Below are 15,358 nucleotides of genomic sequence, written 5' to 3' on the forward strand. Positions count from 1 at the left end.
TTCAATAGAAATTGTCTTTATTTACTTATCCTGGAACTTTATGTCCCACGCTCTTTCTTATTTATTAAATAAAAATATTCTCATATATCAAGTAAAGTGACAAACTTATTTTGTATGATTAGGGTGTACTTAAAATAGACAGAATTTCATTTGATTTATATTGATGTATCTCAATATTCATTTTAATAAATTATAGTTTATGATAAATTAAGGTTAGATTTATAACATATATCTAAATAAGAAAAAGGAGCTAATTGTATGGATGTTTTAACAGTAGAACATTTAACAAAAAAGATAGGTAATAAGACTATTCTTGAGGATGTTTCTTTAAACCTAAAACGAGGACAGATTATTGGTCTTGTGGGTGCCAATGGTGCAGGAAAAACCTCTTTAATGAAAGTCATATTAGGTTATTCGAGCTATCAAGATGGGACATTTAGAATTATTGAAAATAAGAATAAAAAAAGTAATGTTGGTGCATTGATTGAAAATCCTGGAATATATCCTTTCATGTCAGGATATGACAATTTAAAACTATTAAATGAAACAAAAAATACTCACGACATTGATACAATTGTCTCTCAACTGGATATGGATGATTATATACATAACAAAGCAAAAACATATTCACTTGGTATGAAACAAAAATTAGGTATTGCAATAGCTTTTTTAAATCAACCTCAGTTAATTATTTTAGATGAACCTATGAATGGTTTAGATCCTAAGGCTGTGAGAGATGTGAGAGAACTTATTGTAAAAAAAGCACAAGAAGGAGTTACTTTTTTAATTTCTAGTCATATTTTAAGTGAATTAGTAAAAATTACAAATTCTATCCTTATCATTAACAAAGGTAAACTTGTTACTGAAACTACAGAAGAGGAATTAAATCAATATGAGGATAACGATTTAGAAAATGTATTATTAAATATCATTGATAAGGAGGATCAATCTTAAAATGGGGACTTTAATTAAACAAGAATGTTTTAAATTATGTAAAAAGAAATCAACATTTATTATACCAATTATCATTATATTATTAATGGTTGTTCAAGCTATAATTTCTAAAAATTATGATGATGTTTTTTCTCCACAATCGTCTATTGAATCAGCTTTTAGTGGATTTTCATGGTTTATCTTTTTATTAATTATTCAAGCTAGTACCATTATTTCAATGGAATTTTATCATGGTACAATTAAAAATCTTCTCTATCGCAAATATACAAGAACAAATATTATTATCAGTAAAATTATTACATTAGTAATCTTTTCATTACTATATTTTATTATTAGCATTGTTGTAGGATTTATTTTATGGGCTATTTTCTTCAATGATATTAATCTCCTTGAAAGTAAGGGGGATGAGTTATCGTTATTAAGTAAAATGTTATTAACTGGGTTAGGTACATATGTCGGAACTTGGTTAGTTTTAAGTGTCACTTTATTAATTTCATGTGCAATGAAAAGTCCTGGTGTCTCTATTGCTGTTGGTATTGTATTTTATTTTGCCACTTCAATCTTGTCAGGTATATTAACAATTATTGTAGATAAATGGGAATGGTTAAAATGGAACCCTATTAGTATGATGAATATTATGATTCAAATTGTTGACAAAAGCATGAAGAAATACACAAAATTAGAACTACATGAATTGTTTATTGGTAATATTGTTTATATTGTTATTTTCTTAATTCTCGTAGTATTTGTCTTTAAAAAGAAAAATGTTTAATTTAACTCAACACACTTTACAATTTTGCATTTCTCTACTAAACAGTGTTATAATTCACTTAACAAGAGCTTCGTGCATTATATGCACCAATCCCCTCACTATTGCCGTAGTGAGGGGATTTTTAGGTGTTGGCTTAATATCGCCTATTTTTTCTTATTGTTACGTGTACGTAGCCAATGCGTAAATAACGCAACAATACAACCACTGATGACTGTGGTCGTGATGTGAACAAGAGCTTCGATCATCTGATATGCACCTCCTCTCTGCGTCTAAATTGACGCCTGAGAGATAGGCGACCTGTATATTATATCATCTCTGAATATTCGATAATAGATAACTTCCGATAAGTCATTTTATGTAATCATAGTGAGATCCTGATCCCTTTCTATGATATCCAGAGACAAAAGAGATACTTTATAAGTATATTTCAAGTTTATTATAGTAATTAAGTACATCACATCACTATAAGTAAATAAATTTACCAGTTTACTAATGACTATTGCATTTTTAATATAATTATTGATTTTATACTTACTTTTCAATAATACTTTTTAGCACCTTTTAAAGTCTGATATGCTTTTTCCTTGATCCTATATACTCTTAAATTTGCGTCGTTTCATTTAACAGATTTCCTAATAATTTTCGCTTTGAACATTAGAAAATTGATTATGATTTATGTTTTCTTTAACTTTAATTTATAGGAGAAAAATCATGATTCTGTTAATTTATGAAATCTTATTATTTTTAATAATTTCATTCTCGTATTTTTTATTCAAACTATTTTTATGGAGATTCATTTTGGAATCTTAGTTTCAATATTCGGAATGTTTACAGCAAATTTGTTTATATATTACATGCTTCTATATAAAAGTCCAGAATACAATGACAAGAAAATAGACTGACCCCAATTAGTGGGAATGATATAAAAACACTTTCGTTGAATTCATATTAAAATGAATCATACGGAGGTGTTTTTTCTATGAAAAGAGTTTCTTATTCAGTAGAAACAAAGTATAAACCAGTTGAAATGAAAGCAGCAGGATTTTCTATCTAAAATTTACAGCACATACCATTTCTCGAAATTCTTTTTCTTTCCTCATTTAATCATACACTTCACCCATTTATTGTTATCACTTGCAACCTGCATACTCTAAATGTAAACTTTAAAATGTAATTAGTTTACATTAAAGATAGGTGACATGATAAACATGAACATATTTATAACTGGAACGAATACTGACATCGGTAAAACGTATGTTACTAAATATCTCTATAAGGCATTAAAAACGAGGGGATATCGGGTATGTATTTTCAAACCTTTTCAAACTGAAGAAATCGGTGGAGGTAGATACCCAGATTTAGAGATTTATAAAAACGAATGCGATTTAGACTATGACGTCACGTCACTTTACACATTCAAAGACCCAGTTTCACCACACTTAGCATTCAAAATTGAAAGGCATCAGCAATTGAACCATCAAACAATGATAGACAAACTCGAATCACTAGAAGCACAATTCGATATGATTCTCATTGAAGGTGCGGGTGGTATTGCAGTGCCTATCTATGAATACAGTGACCATTTTTATATGACAACAGATTTAATTAAAGACACATCGGATTTCATTGTGAGTGTCTTACCTTCAAAATTAGGTGCGATTAATGATGCCATCGTTCATCAGAAATATATTGATCATCATGAACTCCCCCCGAATGTGTTAATCATGAATAACTATACTGATAGCGCTATTGAACAGGATAATTTACATACCATTGAAAAATTAACACATAAGCCTGTTTATACGTTAGGTCATCAAGCGACTCAAGAAAGCTTTTCCGAAGCATTTATACAACGAATGATAGGAGGATCCAATGGCTAATACACGAGAGTTAAATCATAAAGATGCACAGTATGTATGGCACCCATTCACACAGATGGGAGTCTATGCTAAAAATGACAATATTATTATTGAAAAAGGTCGCGGAAGTTATTTATACGATACTGAAGGCAATAAATATTTAGATGGTTATGCGTCATTGTGGGTCAATGTGCACGGGCATCAACATAAAAAGTTAAATCAAGCCATTCATAAACAACTTGATAAGATTGCCCATTCTACGCTATTAGGTTCGTCTAATATTCCATCGATTGAGCTTGCCGAGCAGTTAGTCAAATTAACACCAGATCAATTACAAAAAGTGTTTTACTCCGATACGGGGAGTGCGTCGGTAGAGATTGCTATTAAGATGGCTTATCAATATTGGAAGAATATCGATGCTAAACGATATGCGAAGAAGAATAAATTTCTTACATTACATCATGGATATCATGGAGATACAATAGGTTCTGTTAGCGTTGGTGGTATCGATAGTTTCCACAAAATTTTTAAAGACCTTATTTTTGAAAATATACAGATAGAAACACCGTGTTTATATAAAAGTAAGTACCGCAATGAAGCGGAAATGCTTAATTCAATACTGAATCAAATTGAAGATATATTATCTGAGAAAAATGATGAAATAGTAGGATTTATTCTAGAGCCACTTATACAAGGTGCAACAGGTTTATTTGTTCATCCACATGGATTTTTGAAAGCTGTAGAACAGTTATGTAGAAAATACGATGTGTTACTGATTTGTGATGAAGTAGCTGTTGGTTTCGGGCGTACGGGAGAAATGTTTGCCTGTAACCATGAAGATGTACAACCAGATATTATGTGTCTGGGTAAGGCAATTACAGGCGGTTATTTACCGTTAGCGGCAACTTTAACATCTCAAAAGATATATGATGCTTTTTTAAGTCAGAGTCACGGTAAGAATACGTTTTTCCACGGTCATACATATACAGGTAATCAGTTAGTTTGTTCCGTAGCACTTGAGAATATTAATCTTTTTAAAAAGAAGCATCTGATTGGGCACATTCAAAAGACATCTCAAACATTAAAGCGACGCCTAGAGGCACTTCAACCTCATAAAAATATTGGAAATATTAGAGGGCGGGGATTAATGTATGGTGTGGAATTAGTTGAAAACAAATCAACGCAGACACCACTCGATATTCCTACTGTAGAACTGATTATACGTCGATGTAAAGAGAATGGATTGATGATTCGGAATTTGGAAAATGTCATCACTTTCGTACCTATTTTAAGTATGTCTAATAAAGAAATTAAAAAAATGGTTAAAATTTTCGACAAAGCCTTACATCAAACATTGAGTAAGAAGTAAGAGGATATTTATGGACATTAAAACACAGTTAAAACAGATACAAGATAAAGGTTTATATAGAGAGCTTCAACCGATTCAGTCCGTAGAAAAACAATATATTTATATCAATGACCACTCTTATATTAATTTTACTTCGAACGATTATCTCGGTATAGGACAACTTGAATATCAACCTCAAAATTTCTTAGATTTTATAAAGACATATAGCATCCATCTATCAAGTTCTAGATTAGTGAGTGGCAATTCAGTTGTTTATCAGCAATTAGAACAGGCAATCAGCGAGTATTTTAATTTTGAAGACGCCTTAATTTTTAATAGTGGTTACGATGCGAATTTAGCGGTATTTAATATTTTTAAAAATAATAATGTTGTTATCTTTTCGGATCAACAGAATCACGCCAGTATAATAGACGGTATTAAACTAAGTGGTCTATCAAAAGTGATTTATCAACATTTAAACTATGATGACTTGGAAAGTCATTTAGCGCGGGACTCGCATCCAGATGTTCAAAAAGTGATTGTCTCTGATAGTGTGTTTTCTACTAACGGCGCTAAAGCAGATATTAATAGGCTAGTTAATCTCAAGCAACGTTACAATGCGATTTTAATTATTGACGCATCTCATAGTTTAGGATTAAATCTCTTTGAGTGTCATGCAGACATTGACATAGTTACCTCAAGTTTATCTAAAGCGTGGGGAGCCCATGGTGGCTTAATACTAAGTTCAAAAGATGTAAAAGATTTAATTATTAATAAAGGTCGTTCGCTTATCTACTCGAGTAGTTTACCTAGCTATCATTTGTATTTTATTCAAGTGAGCTTACAACATGTGATTGAAGATACATACAGACGAGAGAAGTTGAATGCACTTAGTGAATATTTTAATCACCAATTTATGGAATTATTTCCCAATCAACCATTATCTAATACACCCATCAAAAATATCGTTTGTGATAGTTTGGTTTCAGCACAAGCACAATACGACATGTTATTTGAACATGGTATATTTGTCAGTTATTTAAGGTATCCAACAGTATCACAGCCAACATTAAGAATTTCATTATCCTATTTTCATGACACAGATGATATTGATCGACTTTTCAATGTAATGAAACAATACGATGAAGGTGATAGCTATGTATAGTATAAAAATGCGTGCAAGCCATGAAGATATTCATATTAGCGGTGCTGAAACAATGTGTGAATTTGAAGATTTAGAAAATTATTTAAAAAAATATTTTAATAAAGCCTTTAATCATGAAAATGGAAATATAGATTTCTTAAATTTGAAAATTGAAAAGGTTAAGGCACCGATTCAAACGTTAGTAGCATTACCAGTGGTTGAAAATTTAAACGATACATTAACACAATTAGCGAAACAAACAGATGTTTCTGAATATGCGCTAAACAAAGGGTTAGAATATATAAAGAATGATATTACTTATACTGGAGCCATTATTCTATCTGCACAAACCGGACAACGACTTGATAGCACTGAACAACGAGGTATCAGGGTAACTCATTTAGCATTTAAAACATGCAAACGTAATGGAGAAATATCAGAAAGAGTAAAAGATGCACGTGCACTTGCAACTTGTATCAATACATTTGAAGGTGTAAAGGCAGAACTATGTGTATCAGACGATTTGCATTACACGACTGGATATTATGCGTCGCCTAAGTTAGGATATCGTAGAATCTTTAATATTAAAGAAAAAGGTACGCGTCACGGAGGAAGAATTATCTTCGTAGACGAAGGGATAAATTTAAATGCATATGTTTCCTTTTTAGAAACAGTACCTAAAGCAATCATGGAAAAATAAGTAATAATATAAACACTCCCAGTAAAGAAAGCATTTAAAATGTGACCTTTACTGGGAGCTTTTTAGTTATATCATATTGTTTTTTAATGAAAGAGTTACAGGGTATAAATTATTTTGTAAACGTGATTTTAGGCGAAGTACCTAAGCCTTCTTTACTTATAGCATTAAAAACCAATTTTTTTGAATTAATAAGAATCATTTCAATAATGATATTCGGATTGTCTACATTACTTAAAATTATTTTTCTGGAATCTTCATTTATTAACGTACAAACGTAATTAGGTGTTATCTCTTTATTAAATGTAATATTTAATGGTGAAGTTTCTACTTCTACAGGGTGCCAAATACCTTCTAATGTATGGAACCAACAAATTTCTTGATATTTTGAATCATCACTTACGATGTTAATGTTGTTGTAATTATGCATAAGCACACCTTCTATATTAATAACCATAAATTGATGCATACCATTCATAGTGATCGCCATTTGATACTGGAATGATATTACTATGTGCATCTTGAGTCATGAAACCATTGTCCCATGGGTTCCAAATTAAAATGACTTCTTGTCCGTTGTTAACTTTAGCATTACCAGCCACAGCCATGGCATGTCCAGCGTGAATACCATCGCTTGATTCAACACGCTTACCTAATACAGCTATACCTTGATTATTTGTTGTTAATTGGTCTACTTCATTATATGAAGTCATTCTATTAAGATATTGAGTATTTCTTCCTTGTGATCTACCAAAACGAAGCATCTCGTTAGATGTTAGTCCTGTAAATTGGAAGTCGTGACCTCTTAAATTAGGATGTAAATATCTCATTACTGATTCTGCATTATATCGATTTGTGTTATATGTGGCATTGAGTAGTGCTGACATAGTATAGCCGGCACACCAACTATTATACCCTTGTGTTTCGCGTATTCTGAAATTCTTTAATTGATTTACATATTCTGCGTGAATTTCATTTCGTGTACTTTGATATTCTAAAGTTGGTTTTGTTACTGATGCAGTTTGTTTAAAATCATTTAAATCTTTAGGTTTAGTGGATTTAGTGGCATTTTCATATGTTTTTTCATTATTACGTGGCGTTTTAAGCACAAGTGTCACTTTTCCATCTTCAGTAAGTGCAAAATATCCTTTTGTATTAGTCAAAATTGTTATCTTTTGATTTTTATATTGATTTAATATTTTAGAAAGAAATGGAGAAACATTAATGGAATAATTGTTTTGCTGTTTTGAAGCTTTAGAATTTGAAGGATTAGGAGAAATTGTTACTACATAAACGACATCTCCTTTTTTATTGAGCACTGGATAATAATAATTGCCGTCGCTTTCCTTATTAAATTTATAAATTTTAAAAGGTTCACCAAGTGTATACGATGTTGCTTTGTGGTTGGAAGCTTTATCTAATAAAGCTACACGAGATAAATATTGTTCTTCAGCAAGTTTGCGAACTGCATTTGGAACGTCTTTATTACTGACAGTGACTTTAGTTGTTTTTTGGTTTGCACCATCCTTTTGTGGTAACGAGTCGGCGTGAGCACTATTGAAAAATAGGCCAAGTGCTAAACTTAGCGTAAAAGCAAGCATAATGGTAATCATATAACTTAATTTTTTCTTCATAAAAAAGTACTCCTTTACTAAAGTTTTTTGCAACTCTTTCAAACTGAATATAACATTTATTTTAAAATATAATTCATTTATTTCCTAAACGTTAAGTTATAATACTTATACGTTAAATATATAAATTGAACAAAATCAAATTGATATAAATTATAATAAAATAATGGATGGATTTAGTGACATGATGTCTATACTTTTAACACGACTATGAAGCAAATGTTTATAATTATCACTTCTAATTATTATTATATGTTTATGCTTCTTCAACATGTGTAATGAAAAATGTTCCAATATATGTTATCAATCAATTTTAATGTTGTGTATAAACATAATAATTATATGTAAGTATTTATTATTTTTAATAATTTAAAATTTAAAGTTTACAAAGTTTTAATAAATAACCTAAAGTAATTTATATTTTTATGTTAATCTATACATAACAGTTATATTTTCATATTTTATAGGGGAAAAAACTTATAGAGGTGATTTTTTTGAAAAATAATAATGAAACAAGAAGATTTAGCATTAGGAAGTACACGGTGGGAGTCGTGTCAATCATTACTGGGATTACAATATTTGTCAGTGGTCAGCATGCTCAAGCTGCTGAAATGACACAATCATCATCAGATTCTAACGAACAGGCACAACAAACAGAACAAGTTGAACAAAAAGAAGATACAACTCATTTATCTTACGAATTGAATCAAGAGGGTGAGATAGCGAGCCAATCAAAGACTAATAAAGAGAATCAATCTGATGGCAATGTACAAAAAAAGGATAATCAAATACAACAAGATTCAACACAAACGTCATCATTAAATGACCAAAAACAAACTTCAATGGAACAACAATCAAAAGACAATCATGCTACCCCAAATTTACGTCAGGATACATATCCGAAAGGCCCAAATCAAGATGATAAAGGCAAACAACAGTTTAAAGATAATCAACACTCACAAACAGAACATCAACCTAATACTCAAAACCAAAATAATGCTCAAGATTCATCAGATAAAAATCAACACTCATCTGACCAAACTCAAGCCTCATCTAAAAAAGGAACACAACCTAAACAATCACAGTCTATAGAAGATAGAGATAAAACAGTAAAACAACCATCTTCTAAAGTACATAGAATAGGTAATACGAAAACTGATAAAACAGTTAAAACAAATCAAAAAAAGCAAACATCATTAACTTCACCACGTGTTGTGAAATCAAAACAAACTAAACATATCAATCAACTTACTGCGCAAGCTCAATATAAAAATCAATATCCAGTCGTGTTTGTACATGGATTTGTAGGTTTAGTCGGTGAAGATGCGTTTAGCATGTACCCAAATTATTGGGGTGGTACTAAATATAACGTGAAACAAGAACTTACAAAATTAGGTTACCGAGTTCACGAAGCCAATGTAGGGGCATTTAGCAGTAATTATGACCGTGCTGTTGAACTTTATTATTATATTAAAGGTGGACGAGTAGATTATGGTGCAGCACATGCTGCAAAATATGGTCACAAACGTTATGGCAGAACATATGAAGGCATTATGCCTGATTGGGAACCAGGTAAAAAGATACATCTTGTTGGGCATAGTATGGGAGGCCAAACGATACGCTTGATGGAACATTTTTTAAGAAATGGAAATCAAGAAGAAATAGACTACCAACGTCAATATGGTGGTACGGTATCTGATTTATTTAAAGGTGGACAAGATAACATGGTGTCTACGATTACTACATTAGGAACACCTCATAATGGCACACCTGCTGCAGATAAACTAGGGTCGACTAAATTTATTAAAGATACAATTAATAGAATTGGAAAAATTGGTGGAACTAAAGCGCTCGATTTAGAACTAGGTTTTTCTCAATGGGGCTTCAAACAGCAACCTAATGAATCATATGCTGAATATGCAAAACGTATAGCGAATAGTAAAGTTTGGGAAACTGAAGATCAGGCTGTAAATGATTTAACAACTGCTGGAGCAGAAAAGTTAAACCAAATGACGACATTGAATCCTAATATCGTCTATACATCATATACAGGTGCTGCAACACATACTGGACCACTAGGCAATGAAGTACCGAATATTAGACAATTCCCATTATTCGATTTAACAAGTCGTGTGATAGGTGGAGATGACAATAAAAATGTTAGAGTAAATGATGGCATAGTACCTGTGTCTTCTTCACTACATCCAAGTGATGAAGCGTTTAAGAAGGTAGGTATGATGAACCTGGCAACTGACAAGGGTATCTGGCAAGTGAGACCCGTACAATATGATTGGGATCATCTAGATTTAGTCGGCTTAGATACTACTGATTATAAGCGAACTGGTGAAGAATTAGGTCAATTCTATATGAGTATGATAAATAATATGTTGAAAGTCGAAGAGTTAGATGGTATCACACGTAAGTAGCGATTAAAAGAACGATAATATCCTCATTAGATGTATGATTGCGGTACATTTAATGAGGTTTTTTGATTGTTTCGCCGAAAAAATATATAAATAAATTAAATTGAATGTGTATGAATGATTTGATAATATAAAAGTGGAATTTTTTATAAAAATATATTTATATGAATACACCATATTTTTAATGAATGAATAAAATAATAGAGAGATGTGAAAAGATGAAATATTATGGGAAGTTCCTTTGTGGCATTAGCTTTTTAATATTAACGTGTTTTATTGGCGGATGTGGATTTAAGAAAATAATAAAGAAGCGGAAATTAAAGAAAGTTTCCACAAAACATTAAGTATGTATCCAATTAAAAATTTAGAAGACTTATACGATAAAGAAGGCTATCGTGATGAAGAATTTGAAAAGAGAGACAAAGGGACATGAATTATTAATTCAGAAATGAATATTCAGAAAAAAGGTCAAGCGATGAAATCTAGAGGTATGGTTTTGTATATAAATAGAAATACTAGAAAAACGACTGGCCATTTTTATACAAGTATAATTACAGAAGATAAAAAGGGGAGAGTGCACAGTAAAGATAAAAAATACCCCGTTCAACTTAAGAACAATAAAATTGAACCGACTAAACCAATCGCCGATGAAACATTAAAAAAAGAAATTAAAAACTTTCAGTTTTTCTCTCAATATGGGAATTTTAAAAATTTAAAAGACTACAAGAATGGAAATGTGTCTTATAACCCAAACGTACCAAGTTATTCGGCAGAGTACCAATTAAGTAATGAAGATGACAATGTGAAGCAACTCAGAAAGAGGTATGATATTCCGATTAAGAGAGCTCCTAAACTAATATTAAAAGGGGACGGTGACCTTAAAGGTTCATCTATAGGTTATAAAGATATAGAGTTTTCTTTTGTCGACAATAAAGAAGAAAGCGTCTACTTTGCGGATAGTTTGGAATTTAATCCAAGTGAGGTAAATAATGAGTAGAAGTAAGCATGGAATCAGATCAAAAGCGTAAACGTTAATAAAAAATGAACAATAGAAATATTGAAATAAGTACAACAAACCTCTAAATGACTTTTTTCATTTAGAGGTTTGTTTATGTATAAAGTTTAACTGATGATAATTGAGAGATGTGTTTTTATAAATCAAATTGTATTTGTTTTAAATGTTTGCCTATAACAATGAGGTACAATGGTACATCGGTTTTAAGTTGAATGGGAGATAATTCAATATTTCCTTGTGCATACTGTACTAAATAAACGTGTTGCTGATCTGAAAAACGAACAAACCCTTTGACACGGTAAACATCTTGAGGCAAGTTATCTAACGCACTAATCATTTCTTCTTTTGTTTGTAGCCTAGGATTTTCAATGAATTGATGATTTATATTACTATGCAAAGTGCCACATGCATTTGAATTTATATGTGTTGGCTCTAGTAGTGATTTTAAATTTAATTCTCCAAATTGACCAACTTGAATATTGGCATCGCTATTGATGCGTTCGAGATGACGTAGCAAGCGGGCGGTTTCTTCTACCTCAACTTTATCTATTTTATTAATAAATAAAGTTGAACAATGACGCAGTTGTTCATAAAATAAAGCGACAATGTCACGTGGATAAGATTTAATTTGTGCATACATGCTTGCATCTATCATTCCGACCATACTCCTTATAGTGATAAAAGGTGCAAGTACGGGCGTGAAGCATGCATCGACGACAGCTAGTGGTTCAGCTACACCACTACATTCAATAAAGATGATATCTGGTTGATATTTTAAGTATAGTTCATGTAGTTGTTGTGATACGTCTGATTTCATTGCACAACAAATGCATCCTTCAGTGATTTCACTCATAGGTACTTTAGGATGATTTATAAGTTGACCATCTACACTTAATTTTCCAAATTCATTCATGATAACAGCAGTATTTAAATTGTTTTCAAGTGCATCAGCGATTAAATGATTGAGTGTTGAGGTCTTGCCACTTCCTAAAAAGCCACTGACAATAATGATTTCCATAACATCACTCCTAAGTCTGAAATTTTAGCTATGCTTAACATTGTTATGACTAGTACGATGACGCAAAGGGTGGACGATACCATTTGTTTCATTATCATTTTAATTCCTAGAATTGAACCGAGCCGTCGTATGAGCATCGTCATTGTTACTGAACATGCTGTAAATGTTGAACTAAAAAAGACTAACAACAATAATTGGAATGCGGAAAGTCTTTGAATTAAAGTACCGCCATTCGTATTAAACAACAACATCCCATCCTTACGTATCATTGAAAACAGAATACCTGGTGCAAGCTGTGTAGGTACATCTAGTAGCCATAATAAAGGTATGAATGCTTTTGATATAAAAGTCAAAATAGGCGTAAGAGATAATAAACTTACAATAAGGCAAATGACTATAAAGATAGGTAAGGCTTGTACAATAAACATTTGAATACTTTTCCACGCTGCTTTTAAGAGTAGCTTTGGTTTGGGCCAACGTACAGGTTGTCGTTGAAAAACAGACTGTGTTGTCATATGTGTTTGATGACTATACCATAGTTTGTTATGTATGATTCCACCTATGAATATCATGCATAAATATGGCAAAAATAACCAAGATTTTTGGCTTGCGTTGAATATCGATAATGTTGCCCCAATTTGGTAACTGCAGGCAGTCCCAAAACTTACCAAGCTCATGCATTGTAATTTGGTACATTGATGACATTGATGAGTAGCTTGAGTAATAGCAGCAGCATTACAACCAAAGCCTTCTAATAAGGGGATGATATCTGCCCCATGAAGACCTAGTCGTAACATCGTAGGTTCGATAGACCAAACGAGATGATGTTTTAAATGACTGATATCAACAAGCGCTGTGGATAAACTAATCATAAAAACAACTGGTAACGCCCAGATAAACGAATATGTGCCTAAGGAGATGACACCATAATGACCGAATAAAATATGTTGCAATTTATCCTCTTGAAATAATGATATTTGAGATAGTTTTGATAACCAGGGTGCCACATATTGTTGTAATCCGTCTGAAATGTGATAAGACAAGTAGATGGGTAAAGCAAACATGAGTATGATAAAGCACCACCCATAAATAATATTGTGAAAACGAGGATGATATACTTTGCTCTCCTTAACAAAAGTACGCAATGTTTTAATGATATTTAAACTATGAAGTGGCGATGAAGGGACACCGTGTTGTAATGAAATATCTAATTGGTGTTTGATAATGTAACGTTTTAACAAAACTTGTTGGCTAGAGGTTAATTTGTCATAACCTTCAATGATCAACTCATGTGCATCATCTGGAATGTCAGTAAACGTCCCATCACGTAAATTAAAGGTTACTGTTAACATGTGCAATTCACATCACAACAATGATAATCGTCTAGAAACATATTTTTTTGACGATACGACTGAATTAACGACGTATCTTCAGGTAAGCCTTCGCGTAGGCTTACTATGCGTGCTAATACTGCAAAACGTGCTCTGAATTTATATATATAACAAAGAATGGCATTTTGATGACGTACAGTCGCCCCAATTAAAAATACATTAGGAAACTTTGTAGACTCGTCCAATTCTGTTAACTGAATTTCTGATTGTCGTATTTGAAATAGTTGCTCTATTAAAGGATTTTGGGTGACATCAAATCCAGTTGCGATAATCGGTTCAGTATGAGAGTGAACAATATGCCCATTATCAAAGTGTATCTTATAAGAATGATCTTGATATGTTACTTTGTGTGCTCGGTAGCCCACATGCATTTCAATTAATGCACCCTCTTGTATAGCGTTCTGTAATCGCTGTTGAGTATATGGTGATAATCTTATACTTGGGTCTGCATCTTCCTTTTTAAGTCCAGTTTTAGATGTATATATTGATATTCTTGCGCCTGTTTGACTAAGGTTTATGGCAGCATCAAAAGCACTCTCATTACCACCAATGATTGTAAAAGCATCACCTTTTAATTGAGTGAATGTTTGAATTTCACTGTAATGACGTCCATATGAAAAAGGATGATATGGGAATGAATAGTCTCCAGTTGCTATAAATATATAATCTGCGGTATAAACACCATAGTCCGTTGATACATGATATACACCATCTATGTATGTTACACGTGAAACATTGGTGTTTGTTTTGACATTTAGATTGTAATGCGTAGCTACTAGTGAGAGGTATTCAGCATAACGTTTTCCAGATAAATGTTCTTCATTGAAAGTGAAGGCAGGTGATGTATCTTTAGCTATTGCATTCATATCTGGCATGCCAAAACCATTAGTTGTAAATGATGGTGTGATGGTCTTTGTTGATAGAGGCCAATGTTTAAATGAATGACCGATGGTTCCCTTTTCAATAATTAGAACATCTTTAATATTGAATTCTTGTAAAGTGATTGCCATACCCAGGCCAGCGGCTCCTGCGCCGATGATGATGATGCGATGATGAGACATGGTAACACATCCTTTCTCATTTTTATTTCTATAAAACGTAATTAT

At 32.0% G+C, this 15,358-nt stretch carries 13 protein-coding genes and 1 pseudogene; 8 read left to right on the forward strand and 6 right to left on the reverse strand.

The genetic code is table 11. The features are described 5' to 3' along the window. The first annotated feature begins 258 nt into the window (after nucleotides 1–258). Both HMPREF3241_RS02735 and HMPREF3241_RS02740 read left to right on the forward strand, forming a co-directional pair. Complete coding sequence (locus HMPREF3241_RS02735; protein WP_002446823.1) at nucleotides 259–954, forward strand: ABC transporter ATP-binding protein; 696 nt, start codon at nucleotides 259–261, stop codon at nucleotides 952–954. Nucleotide 955: 1 nt separating this feature from the next. Beyond that, nucleotides 956–1,726, forward strand: a complete 771-nt coding sequence (locus tag HMPREF3241_RS02740; protein WP_002446824.1) for an ABC transporter permease — start codon at nucleotides 956–958, stop codon at nucleotides 1,724–1,726. A 143-nt stretch (nucleotides 1,727–1,869) separates the two neighbouring features. Here HMPREF3241_RS02740 and HMPREF3241_RS12670 read toward each other — a convergent pair whose 3' ends face one another. Beyond that, entirely contained in the window at nucleotides 1,870–1,971 is a 102-nt protein-coding gene (locus HMPREF3241_RS12670; protein ID WP_002446825.1) for a type I toxin-antitoxin system Fst family toxin, read from the reverse strand. A 963-nt stretch (nucleotides 1,972–2,934) separates the two neighbouring features. Here HMPREF3241_RS12670 and bioD point away from each other — a divergent pair. Genes bioD through HMPREF3241_RS02760 form a run of 4 tightly spaced genes read left to right on the forward strand, consistent with a single transcriptional unit; the run spans nucleotide 2,935 to nucleotide 6,777 of the window. Beyond that, complete coding sequence (gene bioD, locus HMPREF3241_RS02745) at nucleotides 2,935–3,606, forward strand: dethiobiotin synthase (RefSeq protein ID WP_002446826.1); 672 nt, start codon at nucleotides 2,935–2,937, stop codon at nucleotides 3,604–3,606. Further along, on the forward strand, nucleotides 3,599–4,954 hold the full coding sequence (bioA, locus tag HMPREF3241_RS02750; protein WP_070853431.1) for an adenosylmethionine--8-amino-7-oxononanoate transaminase: 1,356 nt from the start codon (nucleotides 3,599–3,601) through the stop codon (nucleotides 4,952–4,954). The genes bioD and bioA overlap by 8 nt, the downstream gene beginning before the upstream one ends. Before the next feature lie 10 nt (nucleotides 4,955–4,964). Next, nucleotides 4,965–6,098 carry an aminotransferase class I/II-fold pyridoxal phosphate-dependent enzyme gene (locus HMPREF3241_RS02755; RefSeq protein WP_070853432.1) on the forward strand — a complete coding sequence of 378 codons (1,134 nt, stop codon included), beginning with the start codon at nucleotides 4,965–4,967 and terminating at the stop codon, nucleotides 6,096–6,098. Continuing rightward, on the forward strand, nucleotides 6,091–6,777 hold the full coding sequence (locus HMPREF3241_RS02760) for a 6-carboxyhexanoate--CoA ligase (RefSeq protein WP_070853433.1): 687 nt from the start codon (nucleotides 6,091–6,093) through the stop codon (nucleotides 6,775–6,777). Before HMPREF3241_RS02755 ends, HMPREF3241_RS02760 begins: the two co-directional genes overlap by 8 nt. Before the next feature lie 109 nt (nucleotides 6,778–6,886). Here HMPREF3241_RS02760 and HMPREF3241_RS02765 read toward each other — a convergent pair whose 3' ends face one another. Both HMPREF3241_RS02765 and HMPREF3241_RS02770 read right to left on the reverse strand, forming a co-directional pair. Next, nucleotides 6,887–7,204 carry a staphostatin A gene (locus tag HMPREF3241_RS02765; protein WP_001830557.1) on the reverse strand — a complete coding sequence of 106 codons (318 nt, stop codon included), beginning with the start codon at nucleotides 7,202–7,204 and terminating at the stop codon, nucleotides 6,887–6,889. A 16-nt stretch (nucleotides 7,205–7,220) separates the two neighbouring features. Continuing rightward, nucleotides 7,221–8,408 carry a cysteine protease staphopain gene (locus HMPREF3241_RS02770; protein ID WP_002487517.1) on the reverse strand — a complete coding sequence of 396 codons (1,188 nt, stop codon included), beginning with the start codon at nucleotides 8,406–8,408 and terminating at the stop codon, nucleotides 7,221–7,223. Nucleotides 8,409–8,899: 491 nt separating this feature from the next. Between HMPREF3241_RS02770 and gehD the strand changes: the two genes are divergently transcribed. Both gehD and HMPREF3241_RS02780 read left to right on the forward strand, forming a co-directional pair. Next, the gene (gene gehD, locus HMPREF3241_RS02775) at nucleotides 8,900–10,831 is read left to right on the forward strand and encodes a YSIRK domain-containing triacylglycerol lipase GehD (RefSeq protein ID WP_070853434.1); all 1,932 of its coding nucleotides are present in this window, start codon (nucleotides 8,900–8,902) and stop codon (nucleotides 10,829–10,831) included. A 215-nt stretch (nucleotides 10,832–11,046) separates the two neighbouring features. Continuing rightward, nucleotides 11,047–11,825, forward strand: a pseudogene (locus HMPREF3241_RS02780) (tandem-type lipoprotein). 154 nt (nucleotides 11,826–11,979) lie between these two features. Here HMPREF3241_RS02780 and HMPREF3241_RS02785 read toward each other — a convergent pair. Genes HMPREF3241_RS02785 through HMPREF3241_RS02795 form a run of 3 tightly spaced genes read right to left on the reverse strand, consistent with a single transcriptional unit; the run spans nucleotide 11,980 to nucleotide 15,313 of the window. Beyond that, nucleotides 11,980–12,861 carry a CobW family GTP-binding protein gene (locus HMPREF3241_RS02785; RefSeq protein ID WP_002446835.1) on the reverse strand — a complete coding sequence of 294 codons (882 nt, stop codon included), beginning with the start codon at nucleotides 12,859–12,861 and terminating at the stop codon, nucleotides 11,980–11,982. Beyond that, nucleotides 12,831–14,213: a nucleoside recognition domain-containing protein gene (locus HMPREF3241_RS02790; protein ID WP_002446836.1), complete on the reverse strand. Its 1,383-nt coding sequence runs from the start codon at nucleotides 14,211–14,213 to the stop codon at nucleotides 12,831–12,833. The genes HMPREF3241_RS02785 and HMPREF3241_RS02790 overlap by 31 nt, the downstream gene beginning before the upstream one ends. Beyond that, nucleotides 14,207–15,313 carry an NAD(P)/FAD-dependent oxidoreductase gene (locus HMPREF3241_RS02795; RefSeq protein WP_002446837.1) on the reverse strand — a complete coding sequence of 369 codons (1,107 nt, stop codon included), beginning with the start codon at nucleotides 15,311–15,313 and terminating at the stop codon, nucleotides 14,207–14,209. The genes HMPREF3241_RS02790 and HMPREF3241_RS02795 overlap by 7 nt, the downstream gene beginning before the upstream one ends. Between the last annotated feature and the right edge of the window lie 45 nt (nucleotides 15,314–15,358).

It is taken from the genome of Staphylococcus sp. HMSC34G04 (genome assembly GCF_001838765.1).
GTDB classification, from domain to species: Bacteria; Bacillota; Bacilli; order Staphylococcales; family Staphylococcaceae; genus Staphylococcus; species Staphylococcus epidermidis.

What these genes read in the sequence shown, in the direction of transcription:
- HMPREF3241_RS02735 (WP_002446823.1), top strand. Translation starts at nt 259, where the DNA reads ATGGATGTTTTAACAGTAGAACATTTAACAAAAAAGATAGGTAATAAG.
- HMPREF3241_RS02740 (WP_002446824.1), top strand. Translation starts at nt 956, where the DNA reads ATGGGGACTTTAATTAAACAAGAATGTTTTAAATTATGTAAAAAGAAA.
- HMPREF3241_RS12670 (WP_002446825.1), bottom strand. Translation starts at nt 1,971, where the DNA reads ATGATCGAAGCTCTTGTTCACATCACGACCACAGTCATCAGTGGTTGT.
- bioD (WP_002446826.1), top strand. Translation starts at nt 2,935, where the DNA reads ATGAACATATTTATAACTGGAACGAATACTGACATCGGTAAAACGTAT.
- bioA (WP_070853431.1), top strand. Translation starts at nt 3,599, where the DNA reads ATGGCTAATACACGAGAGTTAAATCATAAAGATGCACAGTATGTATGG.
- HMPREF3241_RS02755 (WP_070853432.1), top strand. Translation starts at nt 4,965, where the DNA reads ATGGACATTAAAACACAGTTAAAACAGATACAAGATAAAGGTTTATAT.
- HMPREF3241_RS02760 (WP_070853433.1), top strand. Translation starts at nt 6,091, where the DNA reads ATGTATAGTATAAAAATGCGTGCAAGCCATGAAGATATTCATATTAGC.
- HMPREF3241_RS02765 (WP_001830557.1), bottom strand. Translation starts at nt 7,204, where the DNA reads ATGCATAATTACAACAACATTAACATCGTAAGTGATGATTCAAAATAT.
- HMPREF3241_RS02770 (WP_002487517.1), bottom strand. Translation starts at nt 8,408, where the DNA reads ATGAAGAAAAAATTAAGTTATATGATTACCATTATGCTTGCTTTTACG.
- HMPREF3241_RS02785 (WP_002446835.1), bottom strand. Translation starts at nt 12,861, where the DNA reads ATGGAAATCATTATTGTCAGTGGCTTTTTAGGAAGTGGCAAGACCTCA.
- HMPREF3241_RS02790 (WP_002446836.1), bottom strand. Translation starts at nt 14,213, where the DNA reads ATGTTAACAGTAACCTTTAATTTACGTGATGGGACGTTTACTGACATT.
- HMPREF3241_RS02795 (WP_002446837.1), bottom strand. Translation starts at nt 15,313, where the DNA reads ATGTCTCATCATCGCATCATCATCATCGGCGCAGGAGCCGCTGGCCTG.